Source organism: Nocardia sp. NPDC051911 (genome assembly GCF_040681035.1).
Classification (GTDB): Bacteria; Actinomycetota; Actinomycetes; order Mycobacteriales; family Mycobacteriaceae; genus Nocardia; species Nocardia sichangensis.
This window is the reverse complement of sequence record NZ_JBFAXY010000001.1, coordinates 243771-259188: the sequence shown is the minus strand read 5'-3', so window position 1 is coordinate 259188 and position 15418 is coordinate 243771. Positions and strand designations below refer to the sequence as shown.

20 protein-coding genes and 1 pseudogene are annotated in these 15418 nt (G+C 65.5%); 7 read left to right on the top strand and 14 right to left on the bottom strand.

Annotated elements, in window-relative coordinates; genetic code table 11:
- The first annotated feature begins 11 nt into the window (after positions 1-11).
- Positions 12-1148, top strand: coding sequence for a GTP-binding protein (locus tag AB0L97_RS01450; protein WP_364424590.1), 1137 nt, complete (start codon positions 12-14; stop codon positions 1146-1148).
- Between the two features lie 44 nt (positions 1149-1192).
- Here AB0L97_RS01450 and AB0L97_RS01445 read toward each other — a convergent pair whose 3' ends face one another.
- Positions 1193-1348, bottom strand: coding sequence for a hypothetical protein (locus AB0L97_RS01445; RefSeq protein WP_364424588.1), 156 nt, complete (start codon positions 1346-1348; stop codon positions 1193-1195).
- Between the two features lie 328 nt (positions 1349-1676).
- Here AB0L97_RS01445 and AB0L97_RS01440 point away from each other — a divergent pair, with 328 nt between their 5' ends.
- The gene (locus AB0L97_RS01440; RefSeq protein WP_364424586.1) at positions 1677-2012 is read left to right on the top strand and encodes a WXG100 family type VII secretion target; all 336 of its coding nucleotides are present in this window, start codon (positions 1677-1679) and stop codon (positions 2010-2012) included.
- A gap of 180 nt (positions 2013-2192) precedes the next feature.
- Here the strand turns inward: AB0L97_RS01440 and AB0L97_RS01435 are convergent, their stop codons facing one another.
- The 6 genes from AB0L97_RS01435 to AB0L97_RS01410 form a co-directional block, all read right to left on the bottom strand.
- Positions 2193-2633: a hypothetical protein gene (locus AB0L97_RS01435; RefSeq protein ID WP_364424584.1), complete on the bottom strand. Its 441-nt coding sequence runs from the start codon at positions 2631-2633 to the stop codon at positions 2193-2195.
- Between the two features lie 838 nt (positions 2634-3471).
- Positions 3472-5031: a hypothetical protein gene (locus AB0L97_RS01430; RefSeq protein ID WP_364424582.1), complete on the bottom strand. Its 1560-nt coding sequence runs from the start codon at positions 5029-5031 to the stop codon at positions 3472-3474.
- A gap of 101 nt (positions 5032-5132) precedes the next feature.
- Positions 5133-5426, bottom strand: coding sequence for a hypothetical protein (locus tag AB0L97_RS01425; RefSeq protein WP_364424580.1), 294 nt, complete (start codon positions 5424-5426; stop codon positions 5133-5135).
- A gap of 325 nt (positions 5427-5751) precedes the next feature.
- Complete coding sequence (locus tag AB0L97_RS01420; RefSeq protein WP_364424578.1) at positions 5752-5922, bottom strand: hypothetical protein; 171 nt, start codon at positions 5920-5922, stop codon at positions 5752-5754.
- 36 nt (positions 5923-5958) lie between these two features.
- Positions 5959-6120 carry a hypothetical protein gene (locus AB0L97_RS01415; RefSeq protein ID WP_364424576.1) on the bottom strand — a complete coding sequence of 54 codons (162 nt, stop codon included), beginning with the start codon at positions 6118-6120 and terminating at the stop codon, positions 5959-5961.
- Between the two features lie 281 nt (positions 6121-6401).
- Positions 6402-6593 (bottom strand): hypothetical protein, encoded by a 192-nt coding sequence (locus tag AB0L97_RS01410; RefSeq protein WP_364424574.1) that lies wholly within the window; start codon positions 6591-6593, stop codon positions 6402-6404.
- A gap of 200 nt (positions 6594-6793) precedes the next feature.
- Between AB0L97_RS01410 and AB0L97_RS01405 the strand changes: the two are divergent.
- Positions 6794-6955, top strand: a pseudogene (locus tag AB0L97_RS01405) (GTP-binding protein); the annotation flags it as partial.
- Between the two features lie 45 nt (positions 6956-7000).
- On the opposite strand, the gene AB0L97_RS01400 reads toward AB0L97_RS01405, so the two are convergent.
- Both AB0L97_RS01400 and AB0L97_RS01395 read right to left on the bottom strand, forming a co-directional pair.
- Positions 7001-7624 carry an SDR family oxidoreductase gene (locus tag AB0L97_RS01400; RefSeq protein WP_364424572.1) on the bottom strand — a complete coding sequence of 208 codons (624 nt, stop codon included), beginning with the start codon at positions 7622-7624 and terminating at the stop codon, positions 7001-7003.
- Between the two features lie 106 nt (positions 7625-7730).
- A complete protein-coding gene (locus AB0L97_RS01395) occupies positions 7731-8813 on the bottom strand; it encodes an epoxide hydrolase family protein (protein WP_364424570.1) in 1083 nt (360 codons plus the stop codon).
- Positions 8814-8899: 86 nt separating this feature from the next.
- Between AB0L97_RS01395 and AB0L97_RS01390 the strand changes: the two genes are divergently transcribed.
- Both AB0L97_RS01390 and AB0L97_RS01385 read left to right on the top strand, forming a co-directional pair.
- On the top strand, positions 8900-9544 hold the full coding sequence (locus tag AB0L97_RS01390; RefSeq protein WP_364424568.1) for a helix-turn-helix domain-containing protein: 645 nt from the start codon (positions 8900-8902) through the stop codon (positions 9542-9544).
- A 62-nt stretch (positions 9545-9606) separates the two neighbouring features.
- A complete protein-coding gene (locus AB0L97_RS01385) occupies positions 9607-10014 on the top strand; it encodes a VOC family protein (protein ID WP_355071635.1) in 408 nt (135 codons plus the stop codon).
- A 37-nt stretch (positions 10015-10051) separates the two neighbouring features.
- On the opposite strand, the gene AB0L97_RS01380 is transcribed toward AB0L97_RS01385, so the two are convergent.
- Both AB0L97_RS01380 and AB0L97_RS01375 read right to left on the bottom strand, forming a co-directional pair.
- On the bottom strand, positions 10052-10846 hold the full coding sequence (locus AB0L97_RS01380; protein WP_356962771.1) for a thioesterase family protein: 795 nt from the start codon (positions 10844-10846) through the stop codon (positions 10052-10054).
- A gap of 149 nt (positions 10847-10995) precedes the next feature.
- On the bottom strand, positions 10996-12240 hold the full coding sequence (locus AB0L97_RS01375) for a KasA/KasB family beta-ketoacyl-ACP synthase (RefSeq protein ID WP_364424565.1): 1245 nt from the start codon (positions 12238-12240) through the stop codon (positions 10996-10998).
- A gap of 39 nt (positions 12241-12279) precedes the next feature.
- On the opposite strand from AB0L97_RS01375, the gene AB0L97_RS01370 reads away from it, so the two are divergent.
- Positions 12280-12837 carry a TetR/AcrR family transcriptional regulator gene (locus AB0L97_RS01370; protein WP_364424563.1) on the top strand — a complete coding sequence of 186 codons (558 nt, stop codon included), beginning with the start codon at positions 12280-12282 and terminating at the stop codon, positions 12835-12837.
- A gap of 300 nt (positions 12838-13137) precedes the next feature.
- On the opposite strand, the gene AB0L97_RS01365 is transcribed toward AB0L97_RS01370, so the two are convergent.
- Positions 13138-13599, bottom strand: coding sequence for a MarR family winged helix-turn-helix transcriptional regulator (locus AB0L97_RS01365; protein ID WP_364424561.1), 462 nt, complete (start codon positions 13597-13599; stop codon positions 13138-13140).
- Between the two features lie 57 nt (positions 13600-13656).
- Here AB0L97_RS01365 and AB0L97_RS01360 point away from each other — a divergent pair, with 57 nt between their 5' ends.
- Positions 13657-14058 carry a VOC family protein gene (locus AB0L97_RS01360; protein WP_355071642.1) on the top strand — a complete coding sequence of 134 codons (402 nt, stop codon included), beginning with the start codon at positions 13657-13659 and terminating at the stop codon, positions 14056-14058.
- 75 nt (positions 14059-14133) lie between these two features.
- Here the strand turns inward: AB0L97_RS01360 and AB0L97_RS01355 are convergent, their stop codons facing one another.
- Positions 14134-14757 (bottom strand): PIN domain-containing protein, encoded by a 624-nt coding sequence (locus AB0L97_RS01355; RefSeq protein WP_364424558.1) that lies wholly within the window; start codon positions 14755-14757, stop codon positions 14134-14136.
- A gap of 52 nt (positions 14758-14809) precedes the next feature.
- Positions 14810-15283, bottom strand: a complete 474-nt coding sequence (locus AB0L97_RS01350) for a helix-turn-helix domain-containing protein (protein WP_364424556.1) — start codon at positions 15281-15283, stop codon at positions 14810-14812.
- Between the last annotated feature and the right edge of the window lie 135 nt (positions 15284-15418).

Here is a 15418-nt window from a genome sequence, read left to right as displayed (position 1 = left end):
TCATTAACTTCATGGACTCCGACCTGCTTCCCGTCACCGTGCTGTCCGGCTTCCTCGGTGCGGGCAAGACGACGCTGCTCAACCACATCCTCGCCAACCGGGAGGGCCGCCGGGTCGCGGTCATCGTCAACGACATGAGTGAGGTGAACATCGACGCCGCGCTGGTCGCGGGCCAAGGCCACCTCGACCGCACCGAAGAGAAGCTGGTCGAACTGACCAACGGCTGCATCTGCTGCACCCTGCGCGAGGACCTGATCGAGGTGGTGGCCCGGCTCGCGCGGGAAGGACGGTTCGATCAGCTGGTGATCGAGTCGACCGGCATCTCCGAGCCGATGCCTGTGGCCGCGACCTTCGACTGGGAGTTCGAGGACGGGTTCCGGCTCGGCGACATCGCCCGGCTGGACACCATGGTGACCGTGGTCGATGCCTCGACCTTCCTCGCGGAAGTGGCGCGCGGCCAAGCGCTGGCCGAGCGGAATCTGGAAGCGGGGGAGGGCGACGCGCGCACCATCGCCGACCTCCTGGTGGATCAGGTCGAGTTCGCCGACGTCGTGCTGGTCAACAAGACCGACCTGGTCGGCGCCGCGGCGGTGGGCGCGGTGGAGGCCACGGTGCGCAGGCTCAATCCGCGCGCTCACGTGCTGCGGACCATCAACGGTGTGGTCGACCTGCGCGAGGTGCTCGACACCGGCCGCTACAACCCGCTGGTCGCCGCGGCGGCCGAGGGTTGGGCGGAGGAACTCGCAGGCGGCCACACTCCGGAGACCGAGGAGTACGGCATTCGCAGCCTCACCTACACCGCCGACCGGCCGTTCCATCCGCTGCGTCTGGCCGATGCGCTGGAGCGGTTGCGCGGCCTGTTGCGCAGCAAAGGATTCTGCTGGATCGCGAGCCGCTCGACGCTGGCCGCCGTGTGGTCGCAAGCGGGACCGAACCTGGTGTTCGAACCCGCCGCCTGGTGGTCGTCGCTGGAGGTGCCGCCAGGGCAGGAGATCGTGTTCATCGGGGTGAAGCTGGATTGCGCGAAGGTGCGCGCGTTGTTGGACGAAGCCCTGCTCACCGACGCGGAGTTCGCCGCGGGCCCTGGCGCTTGGGCCGAGTATCCAGATCCTCTCCCGGCCTGGGATGAACTGCACGAGCACATGTGAGCGCTGCGTCGACCCACACGTCTCTGTGCCGCCGCATCACGCGCTCAGTTCGAGATACCGGGCGCCTGGTGCAGGTAGGTGGGGTCGGTCAGTTGCTCGATCATGAAGTCGGCGATGGCGGCGCGGGAGATTTTCAGGGTGAGTCCGGGCTCGCCCGCCCGGAACCCGCGCCGGTAGCCACCGGTGGCCGGTCCGTCCACGTCGTAGCCCTCCCGCAGCGCCCGCCGCGCTGGCGTTCACAATCGTGGCGCTGGCCGCGCTGGGTCGGGCGCACTCCGGTCCAGGCCGTGCTCAGCCGGTAGACCGGCGTCGCTGTAGGGAGAGGCCATGCGCGGCACCCTTACGCCCGGCCCGGCCGGATCGATCCTGTGATCGATGCCGCCCGGCGGAAGTACGCCCGAAATTTGCTCGCGGCGAGTAGTGGTTTCGAGATCGGCTCGATTGGAACCGAAACGGTAGGCGCTGCGTCCAACCCTGCAAGATCACAGATGCGAGAACGCATGACACATTGCGCAGACAGGGGATTGCATGACCGACACAGCCAGCGCCGGAACAGATTTCGCGATGGTCCCGACCGAAGTGTCCGACGCGGGCCGCTACATCCAGCAAGCCGCGCAAACGCTTATCGACGGAATCCGCTCGGCCGACACCGAAGTAGCCGGTCTGATGGCGACGTGGCGCGGCCCGGCCGCCGACGCCTACTCCGCGGCATGGGGGGAGACCCGCCAGGGCGCGATACGCATCCTCGAGGCGCTGGACGGCATGGGCGAACTACTGGGTGTCTCGGTCGCGAACGTGGCCGAGGTCGAGACCCCCCGAGTGGGGGCCACCACCGCGGCCACGTCTTCGCTGGATCTGCCGTGACGGCCGCGTTCGGCGTGGATCTGGCGCATCTGCACGCAGTGACGGCGCGTATCGGCGGATTGGTGTTGTTTTTCGCGCGATTACTACCGGGACCCCCTTACGCCGGTCCCTCAAGGGGGTTGTACGGGCCTCAGTGCCCCATTCATACTCTGAAAGTGAATGGGGCACTGGACTGGCTCCTTACCCGACTTTGAACGATCCCGTGACAGCGGGCGTTTCGCAATCAGTCTTTCCGAGATACATCGTGCCGGTCAGAGATCCCATTACTTCACCGGAGCCGGTCGTATCGGTAAATGAGTCCTTCCATGTGGTATCGGGGGCAAACACCGGTACGGCGTGATCAAACGTATGGCTGCCACTCAGGCCATTGTGCAGATTCTGCCAGCCGAACTTCATCACACCCCCGGTGATTGGCCCCATACTTGAAACGAACTGAAATTTGAACGTGACGCGACCATTTCCCTGATCGACGGCCGACCACGTTGCCTGTCCACATTTCGCTGGGGCTGCGGCCGAAATTCCAGTTCCTGATGCCAAGGTTGCAGCCGAGATAACAGCTACTGCGGCGATCCGCCTGAATTTGGCAGAGCTGAGCGCCAGAGTAGCGAATTTGTTGTACATGGTGTGTCCCTCTGTGTCCGTGTCGGTACATCAACTAAACGCGAATCCCCCGCATTCGACGTCCCCCTTTGGGTGCGAGAGCACGAGAGATTCTGTCATTTGTTTAGATGCACTTGCGACGCAACAGGTTCCACGTAAATTCGTAATCTGCATCACACCTTATGCCTGTGTCGTCCGCCGGGCCGACTCCAGGGCTGGGCCAAAGTCGTAACCCTTTCGGGTTGACCCGCTGAATCGGATTGTGGCATATCGTGGGTTACGGTGCAGACGCATCCGTTCGGCCGACCTACCATCGCAGACTCGAATCCGACGAGCGTATCTGACCGTGGTGTTCACCGCGCTGGCTGTGGCTTGCTTCGTAACTAACTCAGGTGCCACGCTCGGTCCACGCCCACGAGCGCTCGCCTTTACCGAAACGTGAGTCAGGGCCTATCGTGGATGCTCGACACGGCAGAAACAACACGAAGGAAGTATTTGACATGCCGGAATTCAGCGGACCTATGTACATATCACCCAACCCGCCCTCGCGTCGTTCCGGCCCGCAAAGCCCACAACACGCAGCAGCACAATTGGGGGTACCCATCGCCCTACCGGCGAGGCCCGAGCCCTTCTCAATAAGCATATACGGACGAAATCAGATGCCGCGGTCAGTTACCATCCGCAGCAGCCTGTCATCTGTATTCGTCGAAACCTACCTCATCGACGACAGCGACACGGTGGCGGATTTCGCCGCGCGTGCGTTGAGCAGATTTGCCCCCGACGCCGGATTGGACTACCTCGACCAAATATCAGCAAAAGCAATCGCCGTCGAGGCTGCGCTCACTATCGACAACGTCACCTACCCTGGTATGGAAATCACCCACCGCGACTTCGTGGTCCGATCCGCAGCAATCGACAACACTCGAATGGTCGCGGTGTGTAGCCTGTCAGGCCCCTCGCCAAAACTCACTTGGACCCAATCATGAACATTGAGCAAGGCGGTAATTTTTTGACCGTGAGGACGTTGAAGAACCGCTGATCCGCTCCGCGAAACGATGTTCACGATGCCGGAACAACTCGGGCCAAGATCCGAAATCTGTGGTGATCGTGCCGAATAGGGGTTCCCGTAGAACTCGCCGAATTTCGGGCGGATTTGAGCTTTCGTGGCGAACGGCGAGGTGGAAGAGGGCTTGTAAAACACCCTAGCGTTCGCGTGGTTCCCCATTGGCACTGACGCCTGCGAGGAGTGGTGGTTGCTGCTGCTCCTGTAGGGCTGGGTTCGGGAGGTCCAGGGTCCAGGCGGGGCGTGTGCGTTCGCTGCTGGGATTGCGGCGCGTGGTGGCTGTTGGAAGGCTGGTGGCGAACATCGGTTGACCGCTGGTCGGAGCCGGGGTGTTGGTGGTGTGCGCGACCGATGGGCTGGCGGTGGTGGTTGTTGTTCGGGGTTCCAGTCCGCGGCGTGGGTTTTGTCGGGTGTCGGGGTGGTTGGTGCGGCAGTGGCGGTCCCGTCCGATGGTGTCGAGGCGGGGGCTGCTGTGTTCTTGTCGGGGGAGGCAGTTGCTGCGCCGGTTTTGCCTGCGGGATCGTTCGTGGCGGGTTGGTCCGAGATGGCGCTGGTGTGGTGGGTGACTTGATCGACGGTGGTGACGAGTTTGGTGACCGAGTCGGTGACCTCGGCGACGGCTTCGCCTCCGTCTTTGACCAGCTCGCCGGCGTCCTTGAGGAACTCCCCGCCGCTCTCGATCAGGTTCGGGATGGTGCCGGTGATACTGCCGACCGCTTTGATCAGGTCGCTGATATCACCGGGCCGCCATTCCCCGGGCTTGCCTTTGTCGGAGGTCTGCGCTGCGGCGCCTGTGTTGGAGTCGCCCGTGTTAGATGCGCCGTTGTTCGATTTGCTGGCGTCGGCGGCTTTCGTGTCCGTCGACATCGGTGTCGATGTGGGTGAAGTCGCCGCGGGCGTGGTCGTCTTGTTCGGGGCGGCTTGGGCGCTCCCGGTCAGCTGGGATATCGGAGACGCAGGCGCCGACGCGGCTGCGAGGGCCGAGACGTCGGTGTTGGCCTGCTCGATCTTGGTCAGGGCGGTGGTCTGGACATCGAGCATCTCGTTGAGCGCGGTCGACACCGCGCTTTGGTGGGTGCGTAACTGTTCGGGGCTGCCGGTGCCGGTGACCGCCCAGTCCTCCGCGACGGTGAAGCCGGCGGTAGCGGCGTCGGTGACCTTGTCCCGCAACGTTTTCCGATAGCCAGTCAGCAGGTCACCGCCGTCGGTCAAGGTTTGCGCGAGTGCTTCGATCTGCTGGGCGGCTTTCGTGGCTTGGTCGCGGTCCCCGGCGACGCGATCGTAGGCCGCGTAGTAGGCATCGCCCTGCCAGTAACTGCCTGCGTCACGGATCCGGGTGACGGCGTACTCGACCAAGGCCACACATTCGGTACTGCGACGCTGCATTTCATTACCGGCCTCGCCCAGCTGCCACGACCGGACCTGCGACAGTGTCGGTGTCGGTGTGGACCCTGACCTCACGAGACACCACCGAGAGCGCCGATTCCGTCGGCGAACACGCCATCGACCACCTGCAACCTCGAAGCGCTCGCCTCCACGAGTGTCGCCACTTCGGTCCACCCCGCGGCCATCTGTGACCAGACCTGCGCCGCGACACACCCCGCGGTGAGCCCGGCCTGTGCCAGGACCGAGCCGGGAAGCGCCACATCGATGTCGGAAGTGTCGGCCTGTGTTCGGATCGCCTCGATCCCGACACCGATATCGCTCATCGAACCGGCCAACACCCGCAGTTGTTCAGGATCTACCCACACTTCGTGTCCCCTCTCACCATCGAACGACAACGGCGGTAACTGTGAGTCGGAATCTGCTGTACAGCAGTAGATTCCGATCCACAAATGCTACGAATGGTTGTCGGCCGCACTGTTGTCTATGCACGGTTGGACGCGGTGTCGGCCTGATCGGTTCCACTTGAACGCGATGCTCGGGTGTCGCATAGCTCACAGCGAATCGGTGGAACCGATCCGGTCCCACCGCCGTCGAAGTGTGGGTTCCGGGTTCCCGACTCGCCGAACTTCGGGCGGATTTGAGGTTCCGCGGCAAACGACGAGGTGGAAGCCCTGGTCACGGCTCCTCCTGCTACGGGTGCAAAAGAGGCCGATCGAGAAGCCTAAAATGCGCCTTGACCACGACGTCTTGCTCGGCGAGCTTCTCGGCGTCTTTGCGGTTGTAGGCCCGGCCGGTTCCCTCGATCTTCTCTTCGGAGTGCCCGTTGGCCGGCGTGCCGTTCTTGACCTTGTCGCAGCGCACCGTGACCGTGACCTTCTTCGGTTTGCGCTGCCCCGGCTAAAGCCCCTCCGTGATCAGTTGAACCTGCGTGGCGGCGGTCGTGGCGGGCAGTTGGTAGGCCGTGGGCGCGGCAGCCGCTACCGCGGTGTCCGCGAAACCGGCGGTGAACGGCACAGCCACCGCGAAAGCGATCGTCGATGCCAGTCGTGTGCTTGTCATGTAATCCCCCGTCTGCTCTCGACCCTCATCCAGCGGAAACCCCTCCACCGGACGGCGATCTGTCCTGATATGGCGACGGCCGTCGAATCCCAGCCCCGACTAGAAGAACCCGGAGTCGTTGTCCGTCAATAAGTTTGGACGGCACGGCCGGGACAACGGTTCCACCACTGCTCGAGATTCTGAGTGATCTGGACCATGTTTGCCTGGCCCCGCGGCTCAGGAGCTACATGGCGATGTCGCCGAACAGGTCGAGCTGCTCACTGCCGGTGAGCGCGAGGCGGTTACGCGGGCGCCGCGGCGCCGCCGAGCAGGTCGCGGTCGGGTGCTTGCTGCCCGAGGCGGGCGGCGACGACCGCGGGTGGGAGGCCTTCCCGCAGCATGCGTTGTTCGGCGGTGGCGCGCAGCGTGCCGGGGAAGATGTCGAGGCCGGCGTCGGCGCCGACGGCGCGGATGGCGGCGTCGACGGTGCGCACGGCCAGCCGCCGGTGCGGGGCGAGACCGACACCGCCACCGCGCGACGCATTTCGCCGTGGTCCCGGACGAAGTGTCCGATGCCGGGCGCTCTACGTGCAGCAGACCGCCACCAACCTCATCAGCGGACTTCGCTCGGCCTCGGCGGAGGTGTATGCGCTCATGTCCAGTTGGCGTGGCGGTGCAGGCGGCGCGGACGCGGCAGGAGATCGTGTTCATCGGGGTGAAGCTGGATTGCGCGAAGGTGCGCGCGTTGTTGGACGAAGCCCTGCTCACCGACGCGGAGTTCGCCGCGGGCCCGGGCGCTTGGGCCGAGTATCCCGATCCCTTCCCGGTGTGGGGTGAACTGCACGAGCACGCCTGATGGCTGTGTCGCTCCAGGCCGCCTCGGCGTCGCCGGATGACGTGCTCAGTTCGAGATTCCGGGTGCCTGGCGCAGGTAGGTCGTGTCGGTCAGTTGCTCGATCATGAAGTCGGCGATGTCGGCGCGGGAGATTTTCAGGGTGAGTCCGGGCTCGTCCGCCCGGAACCCGCGCCGGTAGCCGCCGGTGGCCGGTCCGTCGGTGAACGCGCTCGGCCGCACGATCGTCCAGTCCAGGTCGCTGGCCAGGACGTACTCCTCCTGCTCGACGTGGTCGGCATAGGCCGGGCGCAGCAGCAAGCCGAACATCACGTACTTCCACAGGAAGTTCAGGTTGCCCTTGCTGTCGCCCACGCCGAGCGTCGTCTGGCAGATCAGCCGTTTCACGCCCGTGCGCCGCATCGCGTCGATGATCGCTTTGGTGCCGCCCGCCCGGACCACGCCCTTGCGGCCGTTGCCGAGCGAGATCAGCACCGCCTCCTGTCCCTCCACCGCGCGTTGCACCGAATCGGTGTCCAGCACATCGCCTTCCACGACGCGCAGCCGCTCGTGCCGCTGCGTGACGCTCACGGCGCTGCGGGTGAAGGCCGTCACCTCGTGGCCCTCCCGCAGCGCCCGCTCGACGACGAGACGCCCGACGGTACCGGTGGCTCCGAAGACCGCGATTCGCATGGTTTCTCTCCTTGTTCGAAAGCTGTTGTGCTGTTGATGAATCCAGTACATCAGCGGGAATCGAGACGAACCATGGCCGCGGCTCTCGATGCCATAAGCGACTGTCTCAGCGCAGCTTCGCGAAGAACTCCGTGATCTCCTCCGTCATGAGCGCGGGCGCCACATGGTGCAGGTAGTGAGTGAACACATCGTGCGTGCGCCACGAGACAACGTTGTGATCGCGCTCGGCGAAGCGCCGGATGCCGTGGAAATCGCCGGAGGAGCCGCACAGCGCGAGCGGAACCGTGGTCGGCGCGGTGGGGTGCTCGGCCTTGTCCTTCTCGAAGTAGTGCCGGATCGCCGAGCCCGCGGTGCCGGTGAGCCAGTGGATCGCGATATTGGTCAGCACGAAGTCGTCGTCCAGATCCGGGCCGAGCAGTTGGCCGTTCCAGCCGACCAATCCGGCGGGCGAATCCGTGATCGCGTGCGCCAGCGTCTGCGGCTGCTGGGATTGCAGCACGTTGAAGCCCATCTTGTTCTTCACGAACCAGTCCAGGGTGGCCAGCGACCGCTGCTCGTCCTCGTCGAGATCGGCCAGTTCGGCCGGGTCGCCGGACGGGAACGAGTACACCTGCGCGACGTGCACGCCGACGACGTTCTCCGGAGCCACCCGCCCGAGTTCCGGCGAGATCTGCGATCCGCCGTCGTTGCCCACCGCGCCGTAGCGGGCGTAGCCGAGCCGCCGCATCAACTCGGCCCAGGCGCGGGCGATGCGAGCGTCGTTCCAGCCCGCCTCGGTGGTGGGGCCGGAGAAGCCGTATCCCGGTACCGAAGGGATCACCAGATCGAATCCGGCCGTGGTGAGCGGCTCGATGACGCCGACGAACTCGACGAAAGTGCCGGGCCAGCCGTGCGTGAGGATCAGCGGGAACGCGTCCTCCTGTGCGGATTTCACGTGCAGGAAATGGATGTTCTGACCGTCGATCTCGGTGGTGAACTGCGGGTAGGCGTTCAGCGCGTTCTCGACCGCGCGCCAGTCGAACCCGTCGCGCCAGTAATCGACCAGGTGGCGGACGCGCTCGACGCTCACCCCGTAGGTGTCGCCCGAGCCTGGGATCTGCTGAGCCCACCGGGTACGTGCGAGCCGGTCGCGCAGGTCGTCCAGCTCGGCCTGGGCGATGTCGATGCGGAAGGGGGTGATCGCGGTCATGTCCTGCTCCTATTGAAACGGAATGCTCTGTTCTGTTTCAACCGTAACAGAACGGATCATTCCGTTTCAAGTGCTACGCTGAATTCATGCCGAGAACATCCGACGCCCCAGCGCAGAAGGGTCTGCCCGGCCGCAAGGCGCAGGCGGCCCGCAACGACGGCTTGATCCTGGAGGCCGCCCGCGTGGTCTTCCTCGCCGACGCGACGGCCCCGATCTCCGCCGTCGCCGAACGCGCGGGCGTGGGGATCAGCGCGCTCTACCGCCGCTATCCGAGCAAGGAAGTGCTGCTGCGCACGCTCTGCCATGACGGTCTGCGCCGATACAACGAGGAGGCCGAAGCGGCGCTGGAGGATTCGGACGGATGGCGCGGACTCGTCGGCTTCTTGGAGCGCGTGGTGGACGCGGACGTGCATTCCCTCGCCGTGCACCTCGCGGGCACGTTCACCCCCGACGAATCGATCCTCCCCGACGTCCTGCGCTCCGGCGAGGCCACCGAGGAGCTCGTGCGCCGCGCCCACGCCACCGGCAAGTTGCGTCTCGACGTCACTCCGCAGGACCTCGGCCTGATCCTGGAATCCTGCGCGGCGGTCGCGGTGCCCGACCCCGAGCGCACGGTCCAGTTGCGCCGCCGCGTGCTCGCGATGCTCGTCGCCGGACTGAGCTCCGACGGCGAGCTCCCCGGCCCACCGCCCGCGCCGGACGAGTTCTCCTGGCGGTGGGCACGGCGATGAATTTCCCGGAGTGAACCGGTCCGCACTGGTACGAATACCGCAGTCCGCCGAAAGGAAGTGCCGTGAACTGGACACTCGAGGTCGTGATCGTGCCCGTGTCGGACATCGACCGAGCCAAGCGGTTCTACGCGGAGCAACTGGGCTTCGCCGTCGACCATGACACGAAGATCGCCGAGGAGGTGCGCATAGTGCAGCTCACCCCGCCCGGCTCGGGCTGCTCGATCGTGATCGGCAAGGGCGCGGTGCCGGACATGCGCCCCGGATCCCAACAAGGCCTCCAGTTGGTAGTCAACGACCTGCGCAAAGCCCATGAGGAACTGACTTCCCGCGGCGTCGAGCTCACCGAAATCCAAGTCCTCGGCGAAAACCCGACCCCCATGCCCGACCCCTTGGACAACGTCGGATTCTTCTTCTTCACCGACCCGGACGGCAACGGCTGGGCCGTCCAACAGATCTCGACCCGTCCGTGAACGCGGCGGTGACGAACGCCGAGTGGGTCTGCCTCGGTTATCGGTTGCCGAGGAAGAGGGTTTGCGTGCTGCGGCCCAAGGGACCCTTTTCGTCGTAGAGCGCTGATTCCGCCATACCTATGCCATGGGGTTGGGGGTAGGTGACGGCGTCGAGGCAGACCCATTCGCCCGCCGGCTGGCGGTACAGGGTGACGGTCAGGTCGGTGTTGATGAAGAGGTACTTCGACCAGTCCAGGACCGCGCTCACGCCGTTGCCGGAATCCGCGGCCGCGAGGGTGCGCTCCAGCGGGCTCGGGTCGGTGCCGGCGACGATCGGGTGCTTGATCCTGATCCAGCAGATCGCCGGGCCTGGTTCGGAGAAGGATCCGCTGACGAAGCGGTAATCGATGGCCGTGTGGAACCCGATCGGCTGGGTGGACGGGAACGGCTCGGGCGCGTCCGCGTGCTCCGGGCCGGGGCGCGAGCCCGTCGGCAAGAAGCGTTCCGGCAGCGGCAATTCCGGTTCGGCCAGCTTGAATCGCCAGGCATTCGCCCGCATCACCGGCCCGCGCTCGGTCGACAGTGTCGCCTCGATGAGTTCGACGCTGCGACCGGGACGCGCGACGCGCGCCTGCGCGGTGAGCGGTTCCAGCGGCACCGGGCCGAGGATCTCGACGGCGACTCGGCCGACCTGGAACCCGGGCCGTGGCTCGCACCGCTCGATCACGTGTCCGAGCAGCGCCGACGGTGGACCGGCGTGCTGGGCGTCCGGCGACCAGGGGCCACGGGTGAACTCGGTCGAGATGAATCGGTCCGGCCGATCGGGATCGGGTAGGTAGAAGGCGTCAGTCATGACCGTGCCTCGCCCGCGCTCGGCTCAGTGCGCGCCCGCGCACGGTGTCCTCGGCTGCTTCGCTGACGCTCGCTCACGTCGCTGTCCATCCTTCGGGCCGATCGGTCGCTTGCACAACGACGGTAACCCGCCCCGGAACGGGCTCGGGATCAGACCCGGCCGAACGCGAGCGCGACGTTGTGCCCGCCGAAACCGAACGAGTTGTTCAGTGCGAAATCGATGTGTTGAGTCCGTGGCGCGCCCGCGACGACGTCGAGATCGATCTCCGGATCGAGGTTGTCGAGGTTCAACGTCGGCGGGACGACCTGATCCCGCAGGGTGAGCATGGTGACGAGCGATTCCAACGCGCCGACCGCCCCGATCGAGTGACCCAGCGCGGATTCCGGAGCGTAGACCGAGGCGTCGGGCGCGACGGAGGTGATCGCGTTGGCTTCCGAGGCGTCGCCGATGGAGGTCGACGTGGCGTGGGCGTTCACATGCTGGATATCCGAAGCCCGCAGTCCCGCGGTTTCGATGGCCTTGCGCATCGCGCGGGCAGCGCCGAGCCCTTCCGGCTCGGAGGCGACGATGTGATAGGCGTCGGAGGTGATGCCCGCGCCGAGCACCCGCCCGTGCACGGTCGCGCCGCGCGCGCGTGCGTGCCGCTCCGATTCGAGCACCAGCAGCGCGCCCGCCTCGCCGAAGACGAACCCGTCGCGGTCCCGGTCGAACGGGCGGGACGCGCGTTCCGGTTCGTCGTTGCGGGTGCTCATGGCGCGCATCATGGCGAAGCTCGCGATGGGCACGGCGTCGATGTGTCCTTCGACCCCGCCCGCCACCACTACGTCCGCCTCGCCGGTGGTGATCAGCCGCCAGGCGTGCGCGATCGCCTCCGAACCCGACGAACATGCCGAGACCGGAGCGAAAACTCCTGCTCTGGCACCGATTTCGAGCCCGACGGTGGCGGCGGGACCGTTCGGCATCACCATCGGCACCGACATCGGCGACACCTTGCGGTAGCCGCCCGCGCGCATCGCGTCGACCGCGGAGATCAGCGCGTCACCACCGCCGAGCCCGGTGCCGATCGCCACCGCCAAACGGTCGCCGTCCACCTCGGGCGCGCCCGCCGCGCGCCAGACCCGGCGGCCGAGCACCAGGGCCATCTGCTCGACGTAGGAATGCCTGCGCTGTTCGAGCCGGGACAGTTCCCCGCCGGGCTGTGACTTCAACTTGCCGCCGATGCGGACCGGCAGGTCGTACTCGGCCACGAAATCGTCATCCAACGCGCCGATCCCGCTGTGCCCCGCCAGCAAACCGGACCAGGTCGTATCCATGTCGTCGGCCAGCGACGTGGTCGCCGCGTATCCGGTGACCACGACCGAATTCCGAGTTTCTGAAGCGATTGTTACAGTCACGATGTCATGAATACCTGTACCGATCGCTACAGTCAACCCATGGCCCGCCCTCTCGACCACGCCAAACGCGCCGAACTGCTCGCCGCCGTCGTGCGCTACATCGCCGATCACGGCCTCGCGGACCTGTCGCTGCGCCCGCTGGCCACCGAACTCGGCACCAGCTCCCGCATGCTGATCTACTACTTCACGACCAAGGAGGAATTGCTGGTCCAAGCGCTGGCGACGCAGCGCCCCGACATCGCGGCGATGTTCGCCGATATCGGTGACGCTGCGGAACTGCGCGACCGGTTGTGGGATTTCTGGACCGCGAACGCCTCGGGCGAGGGCCGCACCAGTGTCAGGGTGATGCTTCAGGTGCTCGGCGCGGCTTGTGCGCCGCGCAGTCCGTATGCCGATTACGCCAACTCGGCCATCGCGATCTTCGTATCGGCGCTGGCCGACGGGCTGCGCGTCATCGATTCCATTGATGACCCGGAAATTGTCGCCACACTGCTGATTTCGGGTCTGCGCGGAATTCTGCAAGACCGGCTGATCACCGGCGAGGTCGAGCGCACCGATCGCGCGGCCCGCCGCCTGATCGAACAGACGGTGCTCTGAACAGTTTGTCGGCGCATCGGCAGTGAGTGGCGTCCGGGCGGTGGTGCGGCCGGTGACGGCGGAATCCGGTAGCGACGCTGTTGCGGTTCGTCGGGCTGCGCTGAATGTTCCGTGACGGCGGGGGCGATCGTGAGTCGAACGGATCGGCCGCTGCTGGACCGTGACCTCGGGACAGGCGGAATCGTGGGTATCCACGCTTGCGGCGCTGCTGCTCGGCACGGCCGTGGCCCCACATGTGCGACTCGCTCTGCGACGAGGGCGGGGCAATCGTAGTGCCCGGATGGTCTCGCGCGGAGGCGATCACTCGGGCCGGGACTCCGGGTACGCATGCGCGAAGAGGCGTTCGAGCATCGCATGCAGCTGCTCTCGTTCCGCAGGGTCGAGCGGGGCGAGGATCTCGTCGCCGACCCGACCGGCTTCGCGATCGAGGGAACGCAACGCGGTACGTCCGGTCCGGGTGAGGCGCACGGTGATGCGGCGACGGTCGCGCTCGTCCCGCGCCCGTTCCACCCTACCGGCGGCTTCGAGTTCGTCGACGATCTTGGCCACGTCGCTGGGGTGGATGGCCAGGCGCTCGGCCAAGTCCCGCTGCGCGTGCGGGCCGAAATCGGCGAGCGCCGCGAGAATCGCCATGTGCCACAGGCGCAGGCCGCGAGCGGCGAGGCGGTCGGCGAACCCGCTGCGCGCGGCCTTGCCGACCCGTGACAGGAGGTAGATGTCGAGGCCGAGCAGGCTCGGTGGGAGTGCGCGGGTGTCGTCCATCGGCTTATTGTAGGTGCGGGCCTAAAGTAGGTCGGAACCAACTATTTGGAGACCACAGTGGACGCACTTCACCCGAGACTCCTGGTCACCCGCTTCGCCGAATGCTTCGGGTTCTACGCGGCGGTGCTACCCGAGCTGATCGGGGCGACCCTCGTCAAGGGAACCGCCGCCGGTCCATACGCGAACTGGGACGTGGCGGACCAAGGCGTATTAGTGCTCTTCGATCGCGCCGCGATGGCGGAGGTCATCGGCACGTCTACGCTGCCTGCCGCACCGTCGCAGGACACGGTGATGTTCGTCTGCCGAGTGCCCGACGTCGACGCGGGCGCGAAGCTGTGCGCCGACCACGGCGCGACCGTTGTCGCGGGCCCAACCGACCGCCCGCAGTGGGGCCCCGGACTGCGCACCGCCCACCTGCGCGACCCGGAGGGCACGCTCATCGAACTCCAGTCCTATTGACCGCCAGGTAGTTCGACGATTCCATGCCGCACCCGTACGCCAACCGGTGCCTACCGGAGTATCAGGCGTTGTACTTTACAAGTCCGGTTCGCGCAGAAGAGCGTTGATATCAAGTGTCAGCAGATGCTTTCGGACGCGCTCTGCGAAAGCGGGCGCTCCAGCCGCCTTCAGTCGTTCGGGGAGTGCGGCGCTGCTGGTATCGCTATTGCGAACGTGGTAGACGAGTTGCTTCGCGGTGACGGCTCGAACCATATGGGGGGCCGAGTCATCGACAAGCTCGAAGAATTCATCGGCTGTGTAGATCTCGTAGGGAAGCTCATCCATCTGAGTGAAGTGCTTATCATTGTCGGTGAGCAGGATGTTGATGGCGGCGTAAACCGCCGCGCAGTGGACGTGGGCATCGCCCACGTCGGGGTAAGTCGCCGACTTATCGATCGTGTAGCCGGTTATGTGGCCCGTCTCGAACGTGTGCTCGAGTCTGCGGCGAATGCCTCCGACCTGGGCGTCATCCAGCAGCGGGTTGTTTTTCCTCAGGTGGTAATGGAACTCCGCCATGATGTCGTCAGTCCACATGACCTCGAACATCTCATTGTCCGGCTCGAGATAGAGCAGTGCGAGCCAATCCCGGAGCGTACGGGAGTACAAGACGTTCGCATCGACAAGCACATTCGTACCCCACCCGCTGACCATGACGGACATGGTACAAGCGGACGGGGCACCACTTACCGGATCAAACAGGCATCGTGAGCAGTCAGTCGACTACGCCGAGTTCGTCTTCGAGAGCGCGCAGGTCATCGAAAGCCTGACGCTGCGCAGCCCGCTGGGATTCCCTGTGCGCGAGAACATCCCTGCTGAAAAGTCGAGTGTGCGAGCCGACCTTGTGCGCGGGCAACGTGCCTTCGTTGACCAGCTTCATCAGTGTCGGACGTGAGATGCTCAGCATCTTTGCGGCGACGGTGGTTGTCACCTCGTTCGGGACACTGCCGACAGTCACGGTGCAACCACGGCTGATGAAGTCGAGAATCTGAGAGATCAGCGCCGTCAGCTGGGCGGGCATCTCCACGGAGTCCCCACTTCGGAGACCGACAGTAATGGTCTCCTCTGCATCATCCGACGCGACGCCGCGAGCCTGCTCGACGTGGGCCTGGAACGCCCGAGCCTGCTCGATTTCGCTTGCGGTGATCGACACGACCGCTTTCTCGTCGTGAATCAGTGACGGACTCATCGACTCGAACTCCTTTCTGCTCTCGCAGGTACTACTTACCGTAGGCGCTTGCACTTATAAGTGCAAGGGCGACGCCAGGCTTACAGACACCAGCAGCGCTAGGGGTCCGACGACGCGTCGACTCTAGGCGCGCTA